Source organism: Micromonospora sp. NPDC003776 (genome assembly GCF_053605645.1).
On record NZ_JBSGJR010000099.1, the window covers coordinates 1 to 15,140 of the forward strand.

Genomic DNA, 15,140 nt, shown 5'->3' on the forward strand with positions numbered 1-15,140 from the left:
GGGGCGCCCCGCCCGCCGGCCCCCACCCCGGCGTGTCGGCCCACCCCCCCGGGGCGGGGGGTGGGGTCCCCCGGGGGTCGCCCCGCCCCGGGGGGGGGGCCGGCGGCAACGGGGTGGTCAGGACTGCTTCAGGGTGAGCATCCAGTCGCGCAACTGGCGGGCCTGGCGGTCGAGTTCGGTACGCGCCGCCTTGGTGCCGGCGGCGGGGTTACCGGCGATCGCGATGATCCGGTTGAGCGAGGTGGTGGCGCTGTTGTAGTCCTTGGCGAGGTAGGCGGCCTGGGCGTCGTCGAGCAGCGCGGAGGCGGCCTCGGCCGACGCGGGGTCCAGGGCACCGTCGGTGGCGCCGGCGGTGATCAGCGTCCGGGTCTGGCGGTAGGTGGAGCAGTTCGCCTCGGTCTGGTCGGCGGTCCAGTGGATGCCGGCCAGCAGGATCCGGGTGAACGGGTCGCGGTAGTACTGCGCCCGGTCGTGGCCGAGGATGAGGGAGAACTCCCGTCCGCCGTCGTACTCCTGGCACCAGGCGATCGGGTGGTCGCCGTTCATGAGCCGCAGGGGGTTGGTGGCGGCGTTGCCACTGTTGAGGCTGCGCTGGTACGACGACTCGTCGAGGCTCAGCAGCGTGTGCACCTCGGCGCGCGGGTTGTGGTCGAAGTTGTACAGCTCGTCGATGGTGAGCCAGGTCTTCGGCAGGTGCGCGACGGCCGCGTTGGCCGGGTCCTCGGTGTTGACCCGGACGTTGATGCAGCTACCGCAGGTGCCTTCGCCGTTCTGGCCGCCCGGGTGGTTGGTGAACCAGGCTCCGACCAGGTCGCGGTACCAGGGCACGTTGTGGATCGCGTCGGATGCCCCGTGCAGCCCGAGGTAGCCGCCGCCGGCCTGGATGTACTCCTTGAAGGCGGCCAGCTCGCTGGCGTTGAGGGCGTCCGCGTCGGGCGCGCTGTTGGGGTTGGTGCCGTCCACCGGCGAGGAGAAGATGATGGTCTTGTACTTCGCCAGGTCGGCGCCGGAGGTGAACGGCGTGCTCGTCAGCGAGTTGGGGGCCAGCCGCGGGTCCCAGATGTCGACGTCGAAGCCGTATTGCTTGCCCAGTTGCTGCACGAGCAGGGCGGTGTCCGGGATGTGGTCGTGGCGGAAGCCCTTGGTGGCCGAGAAGTAGAGCACCCGGTAGCTGGCGTCGGGGTAGTTGGTGGAGGCCGCGAGCGGCGTGGCGGCGGGGATCGGGTTGGGTCCGGTGGCCGGGGTGACCGTCATGCCGGTCGGCGGGTCCGCCGGGAGCGTGCCGGTGACCTGCTGCTTCAGGTAGCGGGCGTCGCCGACCAGGGTGTCCCGGGTCGCTCCGGGTTCGGTGGCGCGCTGCGCGGCGGCCACGAACTGGTTGAGCAGGGTGGCGGCGCCGGCGTTGTCGCCCGTCTCGGCCAGGTCGGCCGCCTGCGTCAGGGTGGCGCGCAGGCTGTCGCCGGCGTCGGCGTCGAGGGCGCCGCTGGTGACGTAGCCGGCGATGAGGGTGTCGAGGTCGGCGAAGGACGTGGTGACCACGAACGCCTGGTCGAACCGGGCGGCGTTGCCGGCCGCGTCGCTGGCCACCACGCTGACGGTGTGCCCGCCGGTGGCCAGGGTGGAGGTGGTGACGGGCAGCGGGGTGACCTCGGTGCCGTCGAGCCACATGCGATGGATGAAGACGCCGCCGGAGCCGGGCGCGGGATCGGTCCGGGTGGGGATGAGCGTGGCGGTGTGGCCGACGTGCCCGTCGACGATGCCCGGCCAGCTGACCACCGGGGCGACGGTGTCGATCCGGACGGTGATGGTGCGGACGGACTCCACCGAGCCGTCGCCGCCGACGGCCCGGTAGCCGACGGTGGTGGTGCCCTGCTGGGTGATCTGCACCGAGCCGGCCAGGGTGGCGGGGTACGGGGCGGGCGCGGCCGCCGCGGTCTGGAACGGCGCGGTGTTGCCGAGCCGGTATTCCAGGCGCTGGACCCCGTTGACGGTGTCGGTGGCGGAGAGGTTCAGGGTGACCGGGCCCCGGTAGTAGCTGTTGGTGCCGGTCGGGGCGGTCGGGGTGAGGACGGCCGGTGCGCTGGTGGGCGCGGCCCAGGCCGGGGTGCCGACGGCGAGTGAGCCGACGGACAGCGACGCGGCGGGTAGGACGGCGGCGAGCAGGAAGCGCAGCAGTCGCCGGCGGGCGGCTCTGCCCGATCGGCGGGACGGGTGTGCGCTGAGGGTTGTTGCCGGCAGGTGATGGCTGGACATGCGGTTCCTTTCCAGTTCCGGCGGGGGAAGTGGAGGCGGATCTCGGCGAGCCAAAGCGGACGCGATGGCGAGAGGCTATCGCCGGCAACAGCAGGAAGCTAGATGCATCGCTACGAAACTTTGAAATGAATCATCAAAAGTTGTGAGCGTTCAACCCGGAAGTCTCGGCAGGACAGCGAACGGGGCGGCGGCCAACCGGCCGCCGCCCCGTGCGGGGTCGTTCGTCAGGCGGCCGGCGTGCCGGTCACCGTGAACAGACGGGTACGACCGATGTTGTCGAACGAGCCGAAGCCCACCCGACCCGAGGTGAAGGTGGTGTCCTTCGCGGTCAGCAGCGGATCCTTGTGCCCGTCGACGTAGACGGCGATCTCGCCGGTGGCGGGCAGGTGCACGACCCGCACCTTGTGCCAGTCCGCGTCGGTGATCGCCGGGTTGGCGCCACGGGAGCGGCCGTTCCACTGCTGGTCGATGCGCTCCCGGTCGGCATTGTTGACCTTGAAGATGCCGTTGTGCGGGTAGATCGTGTTGTCGGTCGACAGGTGCGCGTAGTAGTACTGCGTGTCCGACTGCCAGCCGAAGACGATGATCACGTCCCGGTTGGTGACCTCCACCGGCGTGTCCAGGCGTACCCGGGCGTCGATCTGGACCGACGACCAGGCGGCCGGGCCCTTGTTCAACAGGGCGTACTCGAACGGCCGGCGCGGGCCGGGGCGGCTGACGCCGGCCTCGGCGAGGATCACCTGGTCACCGTCGAACTGCCACTTCGACGGGGTCACCGGCGTCCAGTTGTCGGCGCCACCGGTGTGCACCACCTTGGTGTGCCCCACGTCGCCCTCCGCCACCTTCTTCGTGCCGACGACCTTCCAGATCTTGCCGTTGGCCTTGGCCACGAGGTAGATCTCACCGGCCGCGTCGGTGCCGAAGCGCAGGTCCACCCGGTTCGGGTCGCCGGGCGCGCCCGGGCTGGACAGGTCCCGCATGCGGACCAGGTCACCGGTGGTGGTGTACTGGGCGAGCGGGTGGATCGGAGCGAGCCCGGCGCCGCGGCGCATCTCGTTGGCCTCGGTGTAGAGGACCCGACCCTCGACCAGGTCACCGAAGACGTACTTGCCGATCAGGGCCGGCAGGGTGTGGCCGCGGTAGACGAACCCGCCGGCCACCGCGACCCCGACGTCCGAGGTGCAGTTCCAGCCCGGGGCCGGGTCGTGGTCGTACGCGGCGACCGGGTACGTGTAGCCGTACTTCGCGTCGTCGGCCGGCAGCGGGTAGAGCTTGTCGCAGGGGTTGGTCGCGGTCTTGTCGAAGACCCAGGAGCCCTCGCGCTCGCTCCAGCCGAAGTTGTCCCCGGCCTCGACCTCGTAGATCGACTCGACGGCGTGCTCGCCGATGTGGCCGAGGAACATCCGGCCGGTGGCCTGGTCCCAGCTGAACCGGTGCGGGTCGCGGAAGCCCACCGCGTAGATCTCGCCGAGCGCGCCGGCCTTGCCGACGAACGGGTTGTCCGCGGGGATGCCGTACCGGCCGTTGGGCGCGTTGGTGCCGCGCGGGTCGATGCGCAGCAGCTTGCCGTGCGGCATGCCCATGTTCTGCGGGTCACCGTTGCGGTAGCCCTGGCCGCCGTCGCCGACCGCGAGGTAGAGCATGCCGTAGTCGCTGTCGCCCGGCTCCGCGGTCGGGTTGAAGTTGATCTCCTGGACGCCGTGGATCTGGCCGCCGAAGCCGATCCGCAGCACCTCCCGGTGGGTGCCGGAGAACGTGTCGGCGGCCGGGTCGGTGGCCGTCCACTCGCTGATCACGGCCTGGTAGATGGTGTTCGGCTGGGCGTAGTCCGGGGTGCGGGTGGCCAGCGACGCCTGTTCGGTGTGGATGGTGTAGAAGCGGCCGTTGTGCGCGAAGTCCGGGTGGAACGCGACGTACCCGAAGCCCTGGCCGAGGCCGCGGCCGGAGAAGAACGCCGGCGCGAACGTCGCGGCCACGTCGAGGTAGACGTGCGGGACGCCGTTCTCGACGAAGTAGAGGTTGCCGTTGAGGTCCGGCACCGCGCGGCGGCCGGAGCCGTCGGGCAGCTCGTTGATGGTGTTGATCCGGGCCTTGCGGACCAGCCGGTTGTCCACCGGGGCCGGGTTCGGGGTGGACTGCGGAAAGCTGGTGTACTCCTGCAGGACCAGCCCGAGCTCCGACTGCGTCGGCGTCTCGGGGATCGGGTCGTAGACGGCGCCGGCGGCCCGGGCGGGACCGGCGACCAGGGTGGACAGGACGAGGGTGGCGGCAGCGACTCCGGCGGTCAGGGCGGCTCTGCGGAGCCGGCCGGGGCTGCCAGCGCGAATGAACACGCGGTTCTCCTTCTCGGTGGGACGGTGCCGAGGGATGGTCAGTGGGCCATGTAGCGGTACTGCTTGGCGATGTCACCCGCCGGGATGACGCTGTCGAGGAACATCAGGCCGTCCATGCGGCAGTCGCACGGGTTGCGCTCGAGGGTGTCCTGCGGGAAGCTCCCGCCGATCTTGATGCCGCGCGACAGGGACGCGCTGGTGACGTGCGGGCCCGGCCCGTTCACCTTCCACGGGTCACCCGCGGTGGTGTAGAAGCCCTCCACCGGCTCGCCGTTGCGGTAGAGCGCCATGGTGCCGTTGGTGAAGTCGTAGGTGGCGGCCAGGTGCACCCACTCCCCCTTCGGCAGCAGGTCGCGCCAGTCCTCGCTGGCGGCGAAGGTCTGCGAGGAACCGCCGTCGAGACGCCGGCCGAGAGCGACCAGGCGCAGCTCGCCGTTGACGTCGATCAGCTCCAGCAGGGCGCGCACGGCGTGCCCGTCGGAGTCGCCGGTCAGCACCCCGGCCAGGCCGATCGCGTTGTAGCGGTCGGTCGGGTTGGCGGTGGTGGAGTTGAGCGCCGGGCCGTCCATGTCGCGCTTGAACCAGCCCATGACGGTGGCGCCCTCGGCGTTGCTGAACGCGCTCAGGGTCGGCACGCCGGTGGCCGAGAAGACACCGGCCTTCCAGTCGTCGTTGCCGGCGACCGTCGGGTTGACCTGGCGGGTCTGCAGGGCGTTCCCGCTGCCCTTGTACGCCTCGTCGGCGACCCGCATCTCCGCGCCGCCGTTGACCAGCGCGATCTGGGTGCCGGATCGGCCCTGGTCCTGTTCGAGGGCGGCGTCGCCGGGCGCCGGGTGGTCGAAGTCGTACATGGCGACCAGGTGCGACCACAGTGCCGGGTGCACGTCGTACGGGCCGGGCCGGTCGGCCTGGGCGGGGGTCACCCCCGCGGTCAGGGCCAGGGCGAGCAGGCCGGTGGCCGCGGCGGCGGCTCGGGCGGATCTCCTCATGGTGGTGGTGCTCCCTTCGTCGGTGCGCGATGGGCTCACGAAAGCGCTTTCAGGACGGTCGTGGTGATGCCCTGGGTTCGCGTGGAGTTGGGGTCTGTCCCGGCGGGACGGTCGGCCGACCGGCCACCGGGCGGCCGAAGTGAGGCTCGCCAGGCGGTGGCCGGACAGCGGCACAGCGTGTACGTAAGCGCTTACGTAAGCGCTTTCGTAGCCTATGCTGTGCCTCACGCCACAGGCAAGAGCGCGGCGCGGATCAATGTGCCCAGGAGTGAGCGATGCCCAGACCCGGCCCCCGGCTACGCCTCGCCGACGTGGCGGAACGCGCCGGCGTCTCGCTGGCGACCGCCTCCCGGGCCCTCGCCGGCCGCGAGGGCGTCAGCGAAGAGGTCGCCGAGCACGTCCGGCGGGTCTCCCGCGAGCTGGGATACGTCGCCAACCCGTACGCCCGCAACCTCGCCGGCGGCGCCAGCTCCACCGTCGGCCTGATCGTCCACCAGATCGACGACCCGTACTTCTCCGAGATCGCCAGCGGGGTCATCGAGGTCGCCGCCGCCCAGGGGCTGCTGGTCCAGATCGCCCACTCCGGGCGGGACCCGCACCACGAGCTACGGCAACTGCGGAACCTCATCGCGCAGCGGGTCGGCATCATCGTGATCGCCGGCTCCGGCTACAACGACGCCCGGGTGGAGACCGAGGCGCGTACCGAGCTGGCCGGGTTCCAGCGTGCCGGTGGCCGGGTCGCCGTCATCGGCCGGCACGCCCTCGGCGTCGACGCCGTCGTACCCGACAACGAGGCCGGCGGGCGGGCCATCGGTGAGCACCTGCTGGCCCTCGGCCACCGGCGGATCGCCGTCGCCGCCGGCACCCCGGGACTGACCACCGTGGCCGACCGGCTCGCCGGCGTCGCCGCCGCGCTCACCGCGCACGGCCTCGCCCTCGACACACTGCCCGTCGTCCACTCCGACTTCACCCGCGACGGTGGCCGGGTCGCCGCCGAACGGATCCTGCACCAGCACCCGGACAGCACCGCGATCATCGCGCTCAACGACGCGATGGCCATTGGCGTTCTGTCCATCCTGCGCGCGCGGCGCATCCCGGTGCCCGAACGCATGTCGGTGGTCGGCTTCGACGACGTCTCGGTCGCCGCCGACCTGGCACCCAGCCTGACCACCGTCCGGTTGCCGATGACCGAGATGGGGCGGATGGCGCTGCAGCTCGCGCTCAAGCCGCGGGCGACCCGCCCCCGGCGGCGCTCCACCGGCCACACGCTGATCGTCCGCGACTCGACCGGCCCCGCCCCGACAAGCGAGAGCTGAGCCGCGCCGGCCGCGGGTGGACCGGCCGTCAGGTCGTGACGCCCCGGCGGTAGGCGCCCGGGGTGCGGCCGGTGACGCGCTTGAAGGCGACGCTGAGGGCGCTCTCCGAGCCGTACCCGACGCCGCGGGCGATGGTGGCGAGGGTGTCCCCACCGTGCCGGATGCGATCGGCGGCCAGCTCGACCCGCCAGGCGGTGAGGTAGTCCAGCGGCCCACGGCCGACGACGGCCCGGAACCGCGCGGCCAGGGTGGAGCGGGACACCGCGGCCGTCCGGGCCAGCTGCGCCACCGTCCACCGGTGCGCCGGGCGGGCGTGCATCGCCCGCAGCGCCGGGCCGACCACCGGATCCGCGAGGCCTGCCAACCAGCCCGCGGGGTGCCCCTGCTCGAGGTGCAGGCGAAGGACCCGGATCAGCATGACCAGGGCCAGGTGCTCGGCGACGAGGGTCGCCCCGGGTCGGCCCTCCCGCAGTTCGGCGTCGATCTCGAGCACGGCCCGGTGCAGGGCCGCCGCCTCGGGCAGGGCGGCGGGCACGTGGATGACCGGCGGCAGGCTGTCCAGCAGCAGGGCGCGGGCGCGTTCGGTGAAGGCGAACGCGCCGCCGATGAGGACCACCTCGTCGCCGGTGCCGGCGCGGGCCACCCCGTCGACGGCGGCGGCGAAGATCGGCGCCGCCGTCTCCGGCGGCACGTCGATGTCGCCGGCGAGGGTGTACGGCAGCGGCCGGGTCAGCAGATAGCAGTCGCCCTCGGCCAGCTCCACGGGATCGGCCGCCTGGTCCACCCGCAGCAGGCAGCGGCCCCGCCGTACGGCGTTGAACTTGACCCCGGCCGGCGGCGGGAAGCTGACCGCCCACCGCCCGCCGGCCACCAGGGTGGCCGAGACGTGACCGGTCGCGCCGAGCAGCGCGACCACGTCCTCGAGGGGATCCACGGACACCTCCCGGTGGACGATTGCTCAAGAACTCCGGACATCAAACTAGGGATGGTCCAAGGCTATCCTCCGTAGCGTGGGTGCCATGACAGACACCACACGCCTGGCGACGCCCTTCCACGCCCGGACCACCGCTGCCGAGATCCTGGCCGGCGTCGACCTCACCGGCCGCCGGATGATCGTCACCGGCGGGGCCTCCGGCATCGGCCGGGAGACCGTCCGCGCCCTCGCCGGGGCGGGCGCCGAGGTCACCGTGGCCACCCGCGACCCGGCCCAGGCCGCTGACCTGGTGGCCGAGTTCGCCGGTCCTGACCGGGGAAGCGTCCGGGCGGCCGCGCTGGACCTGGCCGATCTGGCCTCGGTCGGCGCCTTCGCCGCCGGCTGGCAGGGCCCGCTGCACGCGCTGGTCGCCAACGCCGGGATCATGGCGCTGCCGAACCGGCAGCTCACCGACGCGGGCTGGGAGCTGCAGCTGGCCACCAACTACCTCGGCCACTTCGCGCTCGCCCGCAGCCTGCGCGCCGCCGGCTCCGCCCGGGTGGTGGTGGTCAGCTCCGGGGCGCACCTGCGCGAGGCGTTCGACTTCGGCGACCCGCAGTTCGCGCGGCAGCCCTACGACCCGTGGGCGGCGTACGGCCGGTCGAAGACCGCCTCCGTCCTGCTGGCGGTGGGCATCGCCCGGCGCTGGGCCGCGGACGGGATCACCGCCAACGCGCTCAACCCCGGCTTCATCACCACCAACCTGCAGCGCCACATGGACGACGCCACGCTACGCGCGTTCGGCGCGATGGACGAGGCGGGAAACCGCATCGAGCAGCCCTACTTCAAGACCCCCGCCCAGGGTGCGGCGACCTCCGTGCTGCTCGCCGCGTCGCCGCTGCTGGACGGGGTCACCGGCCGGTACTTCGACGACAACCAGGAGGCCGAGGTCGTGGCGGGCGGACCGGAGGCCGCCGGCGGAGTGGCCGCCCACGCCGTCGACCCGCAGGCCGCCGACCGGCTCTGGACGTACGCGGAGCAGACCCTGGCATCCCGCTGAGCCGGCAGCGAACCCCGCCGCGGGCGGTCTTCCTCGACCCGGCCGCGGCAGCCGGCTACCCGGTCACCGAGGCGATCGCCGCGAACCCGGTGGCCGGCCCGCGTACCCTCGTCGGCGTTACACGTCGAAGGCACCCCCAGCGCACCCGCGCCGAGCAGCTTGCGGCGGCCGTTCGGCGCTTCGGGATAATCGGAGCCACGAATGCGGCAGGGGCGACGCGCGGGAGGTTCGAGGTGGTGCTGGAAGAGATCCGGCGGCGAAACCTCGGCCGGCTGCTCCGGCACGTCCACCTGGACGGCTCCGTCTCGCGCGCGGCGCTGGCCGAGCGGATGGGCGTCAACCGCAGCACCGTCATGGCGCTGACCGGGGAACTGACCGCCGCGGGCCTGGTCCACGAGGAGACACCCGCCGACACCGGCCGCGCGGGACGCCCGTCGCTCGTGGTCCGTCCCGACGCCACCCGGGCGTACGTGCTGGCGTTCGACGTCGCCGTGGACTGGCTGGTCGCCGCCCGGGTCGGGCTGGGCGGTGTCATCCTCGACCGGCGGCAGGCGCCCCGCCCGCGGGCCGGCGCCGACCTGGACCGGGTGGTCCGGGTGCTCGCCGAGTTCGGCCGCCGGCTGCACGAGGCGGCGCCGCCCGGCTCGGTGTGCGTGGGCGTCGGCGCGTCGTACTGCGGGATGATCCGGCCGGGCGACGGCATGGTCCGGTACGGGCCGGACATGGGGTGGGTGGACCAGGCCTTCGGCGCCGAACTCGGCCGCCGGCTCGGGCTCGGCCTGCCGGTGTCGGTGGGCAACGAGGCGCACCTCGGGGCGCAGGCCGAGCAGCAGCGCGGCGCCGGCGTCGGGTTCCAGAACCTGATCTACCTGCACGGCGACGTCGGCGTGGGCGGCGGGATCATCGTCGGCGGCACCCTGCTCGACGGCGAGGGCGGCTACGGCTGCGAGCTCGGGCACATGGTGGTCAATCCCTACCAGGGGCGGCCCTGCGGCTGCGGCTCCCACGGCTGCCTGGAGGCGGAGGTCGGCGAGCGGGCCCTGCTGGAGGCCTCCGGCCGGCCCGCGGACGTGATCGGCCGGGAGGCGCTGCGTGACGTGGTGACCGACGCCGACCGCGGTGACCCGGTGGCCCGGGACGCGCTGCACCGCGTCGGGGACTGGCTCGGCATCGGCGTGGCGAACCTGATCAACCTGTTCAACCCGGGCATCGTCATCTTCGGCGGGATGCTGCGGGACGTGTACCCCGGCATGGCCGAACCGGTCCGCGCCCGCATCGCCGCCAACGTGCTGCCGGTCGCCAAGGAACGGGTACGGCTGCGCACGTCGGTGCTCGGCGACGACGCCACCCTGGTCGGCGCCGCCGAACTCGGCTTCTCCGCGCTGCTGGCCGACCCGCTCGGTGTCCTCGCCGGCGCCCCGGCGTCGACCGCCGCCACCGCGCACCGGTAGCGCCGGCTCGGGCTCAGGCCCACTCACCGGTGAACAACGGTTCGACCGGGCGCTCCCGCCGTCCGATCCGCAGGTCACCGAAGATCGTGCTGCGCTCCGCCCGCTCCACCTCCGCGTCCAGGTCGATCCGCAGCTCGGCGGAGGCGTCGTGGGCGGCGCCGATGAGCACCAGCTCGGTGCCCGGGTGGTCGAGGAAGCCGGGCGGGTCGAGTGGGGCGAACCGGCGACCGTGGAACCGCTCCTGCAGCGCGGCGGGCAGCCGGACCTTGCGGTCCCTGTCGAGGCCGACGCCGGGCGGCGAGGGCGCCCGCGGATTCTTGACCGTGACGATGTAGCTGGCCTCCGGCTCGATGTCGAGGTCGCGCTGTGCCGCACCGGGACGCACCGGCAGCTCGAGTTCGTACGCCAGATGGGTGTGGTCGTCGTGCCGGGCGATCACGTACGCGCCCTCCGCCGCGGGCCGGGCCGGGGGCTGCTCCCGCCCGCCGCGCGTCCGCGTCCGGTACCGGCGGGCCCGCAGCGTCTCGTGCAACTGCTCCGGCCGGTCCACCACCTCGTCGACGAACGCCCAGAACCGGTCGTGCTCGCCGATGTCGGGCATCCGCTTACGTCCCACCACGAGCAACCGCAGGTGCCGCCCCTGCCACGGGTGCAGCACCACCAGCAGCCGCTGCACCTCGGCCAGGGAGCCCACATGCTCCTCTTCGACCCGGGGACGGTAGAGGAAGTAGATGTCACCGTCCTCGATCAGCTCGGCCATTCGCCCCGCGTACCCGTCCGGCCGCCAATCAACGTCTCGGGCACGGCGGACGCCCGGGCACGACCATCCCAGGAACACCCGAATCGCCGGGCAGTAGGTCCCGGTCCGCAGTGCCGATCTTCACTGGTGGGCCCGGGCTGGATGAACGACCGTGAAGGTGTGGCCAGGCCGCGGCGGCGCGGCCCGGGAGGGGTGGAGCGTGATGGCGAGACAGCCGTTGACCGGTACGGCCGAGGTCGTCGCGCCGACCGAGCGTCGCGTCGCGCCGGGGGCCGTGACCGGCCTCAGCTCCGCGCAGGCGGCGGCCCGGCTCAGCGCCGACGGGCCGAACGTCGCCACCCGGCCGCCCCGCCGGCACCTCACCACCCGGATCCTGCGCCAGCTCACCGATCCGCTCGTCGCACTGCTGCTGGCCGCCGCCGTGGTCACCACCGTGCTGCGGGACTACCCGGACACCGCGGTGATCGTGCTGGTGGTGCTGGTCAACACGGCAATCGGCGTGGTGCAGGAGGTTCGGGCGGACCGGGCGATCGCCGCGTTGGACCGGCTCGCCGCGCCGACCGCGCGGGTGGTCCGCGACGGCCGGGATCTCATCCTGCCCGCTGCGGATCTGGTCCGGGGCGACCTGGTTCGCATCGAGGCCGGTGACGTGATACCCGCCGACCTGCTGCTCATCGACGCCGCCCGGCTGCACCTGGACGAGTCGGCGCTGACCGGCGAATCGGTGCCGGTCGCGCGGGGGGCCGGCGACGAGGCCAGCGCGGGCACGGTGGTCACCACCGGCCGGGCCACCGGCACGGTCGCGCGTACCGGCGCGGCCAGCGCGCTTGGCCGGATCAGCGCCCTCGTGGCCGTCACCCGACCCGCCGCCACCCCGCTGCAACGCCGGCTGGCCTCCCTCGGCCGGGTCCTCGGCCTCGCGGCGGTGGTCCTGTCCGGCCTGGTGTTCATCATCGGCGTGCTCGGCGGCCGGCCGGTGGTGGACATGGCGGTCACCGCGGTGAGCCTGGTGGTCGCGGCGGTGCCCGAGTCGCTGCCCGCCGTGGTCACCCTCGCCCTCGCCCTCGGCGCCCGCCGGATGGCCGGCGCCCGGGCGATTCCCCGCCGGCTGCACGCCGTGGAGACCCTCGGCTCGGTCACGGTGATCGCCTCCGACAAGACCGGGACCCTCACCGAGGGTCGGATGGCCGTGCAGCACGCCATCACCCGCGACGGATCCCGGTACGGCATCACCGGCCGCGGGTACGCGCCGGACGGCGCGGTGCACCACCGCGGGCAGCCGGTCACCGGGCCGGAGGAGCTGCGCCGGCTGGCGCGGGCCGGGCTGCTGTGCAACGACGCGACGCTGGCCCCGCCCACCCCGCAACGGCCGGAGTGGGCCGCCGTCGGCGACCCGCTCGAAGCGGCGCTGGTCGCCTTCGCCGCCCGCTGCGGCCTGGACCCGGAGCGCACCCGAGCCGCCTGGCCGCGAACCGCCGAGCACCCGTTTGCTCACCCTCGACGGCTACGGCGACCCGGTCCCGCTGGCCCTCGGCGACACCGTGCACGCGCTGCGCCTCGCCGAGAACCTCGACCGGGCCGGCGGGGACAGCGTGGCGCTCGGCTGGCACCCGCAGCGCGCCGAGCCGCTGCGCCAGCAGGCCGACGCGGCCCGCTCCGGGCGGCGGGTGCCGCTGCGCCCGGACCCGGCCGGGGTGGGCGCCGACGGGGCCCGTACCGCCGTGGACCAGCCGGGACGCAGCGACGACGAACTCGCCGCCCTCGCCCAGGCCGGGCTGGACGCCCGGGTCGCCGCACTGGTCACCGCCGAGGGCACGGCCGCGGGCGATCCGGCGCTGCGCCCGGGCCGGCGGATCGACCTGGCCGGCGTGCCCGACCCGTTCGCCGGCGTGTACGTGCTCACCGAGGTGGTGCACACCGTCGACGCCAACGGCCACCTGACCCGCTTCTCCACCGTCCCGCCCCCACCACCGCCGGCCGCCGGGCCCGCCCCGGCCACGGTCACCCTCGGCACGGTCACCGACGTCGACGACCCGGACCGGCTCGGCCGGGCCCGGGTGACCCTGCCCGCGTACGGGGACCTGGACGCGGGCTGGCTGGCGGTGCTCTGCCCGGGCGCGGGCCGGGGCAAGGGCATCGTCGCGCTGCCCGACCCGCAGGACACCGTGCTGGTGGCGCTGCCCGGCGGGGAACCGGCGTCCGGCATCGTGCTCGGCTCCCTGTTCGGGGCGGTCGAGCCGTACGACGCGGGGATCGTGGCGGGCCGGTCCCGGCGCTGGTCCATGCGGACCGGCACCGGCCAGTCGATCGTCATCGACGACGACGGGCGCACCCTGCGGCTGGCCACCGACGCCGGCAGCTTCGTCGAGCTGCGCCCCGAGCTGACCACGGTGCACGCCGCCGGCGACCTGGTGCTCTCCGCGCCCGGCCGGGCCATGGTGGTCCGCGCCCGCACCGTCGACTTCCTCCAGGCGACGGCGGCCGAGGACGCCGACACCGCCGCCGCCCAGGCCCGCTCCCTCGCCCGCGCCCACGGAGGTGGCTGATGCGCTGGATCCACCGGGACTCGCTGATCACCTGCGACCACGACGGCCGGGTCGCCAACCGCCCCTCGCAGCAGTGGGTGACCGTGTCCGGCGTGCCCGTGCTGGTCGAGGCCGACCCGGAAGGGCGGGACATCACCGCCTGCCCGAACTACGGCCCGACCATCAAGCCCTGCGCCAAGACGCTGAAGGTGACCGTCGGCTACAGCGCCTGGGTGCGGGTGGACCGGCACCGGGTGGTGCTGTCCAACCTGGACGGGCTCACCGACGGCACCCCGCCCGGTCTGGTCCACCACACCGTCCGCGACCCGCGGCAGACCTTCCTGGGGGCGGACGCATGAGGGCCTTCCGCTTCGTCGGCGCCGGCTTCGACGCCGGTCGCACCGGCGGTCTCGCGCTGACCGCCGCCGGCGGCCTCGCCATGACCGACGGCGACGAGACGGTACGCCAGGCGCTGTTCCTGCTGCTGTCCACCACGCCCGGGGAGCGGCTGATGCGCCCCGGGTACGGCTCCCGGCTGCACCGGCTGGTCTTCGCCCCCAACGACGACACCACCGCCGGCCTGGCCATCCACTACGTCCGGCAGGCCATCCGGCGGTGGGAGCCGCGGGTCGAGGTGATCGACGTGGACGCCGGGCCCGACCCGGACGACCCCTGGCGGCTGGTGATCCGGCTGGACTACCGGGTGCGGGCCAGCCTCACCCCGGGCCAGCTGGTGTTCTCCGTCGACCTGCTGCCCGACGACGCCCCGGACGACCCCACCGAGGAGGCCACGCCATGACGCTGCCGGTGCCGCACCTCGACGACCGCGCCTTCCTCGACCTGGTCACCGAGGCCCGGGAACGGATCCGCCGCTCCTGCCCGGAGTGGACGGACCTCTCCGCGCACGACCCGGGCATCGCCCTGCTGGAGGCGTTCGCGTACCTCACCGAGGTGATGATCTACCGGCTGAACCAGTTGCCGGAGAAGGCGTACGTGGCCTTCCTCAACCTGCTCGGGGTTAGCCGGCACCCACCCACCGCCGCCTGGGCGGACGTCCGGTTCAGCCGGACCGGCCCGGACCGCGGCGCGGTCCGCGTCCCCGCCGGCACCCGGGTCGCCGCCGCCCGCGGCGCCGACCCCCGGCCGGTCGTCTTCGTCACCACCGAGCCGGCCCTGCTGCCCGCCGGGGAGACCGAGGTGACGGTACGCATGCACCACTGCGAGCCGGTCGACGCGGAGCTGCTCGGCACCGGCACCGGCCAGGCCGGCCAGGTGTTCCGGGCGGCCCGGGCCCCCCTCGCGCGGACCGCCGAGGCGCTGGACCTGCTGCTCGGCGTGGAGGTGCCGGCGGGCTCGGTGGAGCTGGGCGCGGCGGCCCGCGAGCACGAGGGCCGCACGTACGAGATCTGGCGGCCGGTGGACAGCTTCGCCGGTGTCGGCGCGCAGGCCAAGGTCTACCTGGTCGACCGCGCCTCCGGCGTGGTCACCTTCGCGCCCGCGCTGGACCTGCGGCCGCCCGAAGGGTCCGGGCCGGGCGTCG

The 15,140-nt window shown here is 73.9% G+C and carries 12 protein-coding genes and 1 pseudogene; 8 read left to right on the top strand and 5 right to left on the bottom strand.

Annotation, left to right across the window (positions count from 1 at the left end; all coding sequences use genetic code 11):
* Positions 1-117: 117 nt before the first annotated feature.
* The 3 genes from ACWEVO_RS11565 to ACWEVO_RS11575 form a co-directional block, all read right to left on the bottom strand.
* Positions 118-2,253, bottom strand: coding sequence for a ThuA domain-containing protein (locus tag ACWEVO_RS11565; RefSeq protein ID WP_452307472.1), 2,136 nt, complete (start codon positions 2,251-2,253; stop codon positions 118-120).
* A 224-nt stretch (positions 2,254-2,477) separates the two neighbouring features.
* Positions 2,478-4,586 carry a PQQ-dependent sugar dehydrogenase gene (locus tag ACWEVO_RS11570; RefSeq protein WP_452307473.1) on the bottom strand — a complete coding sequence of 703 codons (2,109 nt, stop codon included), beginning with the start codon at positions 4,584-4,586 and terminating at the stop codon, positions 2,478-2,480.
* A gap of 38 nt (positions 4,587-4,624) precedes the next feature.
* Positions 4,625-5,575: a LamG-like jellyroll fold domain-containing protein gene (locus ACWEVO_RS11575; RefSeq protein ID WP_452307474.1), complete on the bottom strand. Its 951-nt coding sequence runs from the start codon at positions 5,573-5,575 to the stop codon at positions 4,625-4,627.
* 275 nt (positions 5,576-5,850) lie between these two features.
* On the opposite strand from ACWEVO_RS11575, the gene ACWEVO_RS11580 reads away from it, so the two are divergent.
* Positions 5,851-6,891: a LacI family DNA-binding transcriptional regulator gene (locus tag ACWEVO_RS11580; RefSeq protein ID WP_452307475.1), complete on the top strand. Its 1,041-nt coding sequence runs from the start codon at positions 5,851-5,853 to the stop codon at positions 6,889-6,891.
* A 28-nt stretch (positions 6,892-6,919) separates the two neighbouring features.
* Here the strand turns inward: ACWEVO_RS11580 and ACWEVO_RS11585 are convergent, their stop codons facing one another.
* Complete coding sequence (locus ACWEVO_RS11585) at positions 6,920-7,825, bottom strand: AraC family transcriptional regulator (RefSeq protein WP_452307476.1); 906 nt, start codon at positions 7,823-7,825, stop codon at positions 6,920-6,922.
* 85 nt (positions 7,826-7,910) lie between these two features.
* Between ACWEVO_RS11585 and ACWEVO_RS11590 the strand changes: the two genes are divergently transcribed.
* Entirely contained in the window at positions 7,911-8,864 is a 954-nt protein-coding gene (locus ACWEVO_RS11590; protein WP_452307477.1) for an SDR family NAD(P)-dependent oxidoreductase, read from the top strand.
* A gap of 233 nt (positions 8,865-9,097) precedes the next feature.
* The gene (locus ACWEVO_RS11595; RefSeq protein WP_452307478.1) at positions 9,098-10,315 is read left to right on the top strand and encodes an ROK family transcriptional regulator; all 1,218 of its coding nucleotides are present in this window, start codon (positions 9,098-9,100) and stop codon (positions 10,313-10,315) included.
* A 13-nt stretch (positions 10,316-10,328) separates the two neighbouring features.
* Here the strand turns inward: ACWEVO_RS11595 and ACWEVO_RS11600 are convergent, their stop codons facing one another.
* Positions 10,329-11,075, bottom strand: coding sequence for a hypothetical protein (locus tag ACWEVO_RS11600; protein ID WP_452307479.1), 747 nt, complete (start codon positions 11,073-11,075; stop codon positions 10,329-10,331).
* 202 nt (positions 11,076-11,277) lie between these two features.
* Here ACWEVO_RS11600 and ACWEVO_RS11605 point away from each other — a divergent pair.
* From ACWEVO_RS11605 to ACWEVO_RS11625, 5 genes and pseudogenes are all read left to right on the top strand, one after another.
* Positions 11,278-12,519 (top strand): annotated as a pseudogene (locus ACWEVO_RS11605) (HAD-IC family P-type ATPase); the annotation flags it as partial.
* Positions 12,520-12,562: 43 nt separating this feature from the next.
* Positions 12,563-13,621 carry a phage baseplate assembly protein V gene (locus tag ACWEVO_RS11610; protein WP_452307480.1) on the top strand — a complete coding sequence of 353 codons (1,059 nt, stop codon included), beginning with the start codon at positions 12,563-12,565 and terminating at the stop codon, positions 13,619-13,621.
* Positions 13,621-13,959 carry a hypothetical protein gene (locus ACWEVO_RS11615; protein ID WP_452307483.1) on the top strand — a complete coding sequence of 113 codons (339 nt, stop codon included), beginning with the start codon at positions 13,621-13,623 and terminating at the stop codon, positions 13,957-13,959. Before ACWEVO_RS11610 ends, ACWEVO_RS11615 begins: the two co-directional genes overlap by 1 nt.
* Positions 13,956-14,399, top strand: a complete 444-nt coding sequence (locus ACWEVO_RS11620; protein ID WP_452307481.1) for a GPW/gp25 family protein — start codon at positions 13,956-13,958, stop codon at positions 14,397-14,399. The genes ACWEVO_RS11615 and ACWEVO_RS11620 overlap by 4 nt, the downstream gene beginning before the upstream one ends.
* Positions 14,396-15,140, top strand: a 745-nt coding sequence (locus tag ACWEVO_RS11625; protein WP_452307482.1) for a baseplate J/gp47 family protein, incomplete at its 3' end; no start/stop codon positions are given. The genes ACWEVO_RS11620 and ACWEVO_RS11625, both read left to right, overlap by 4 nt.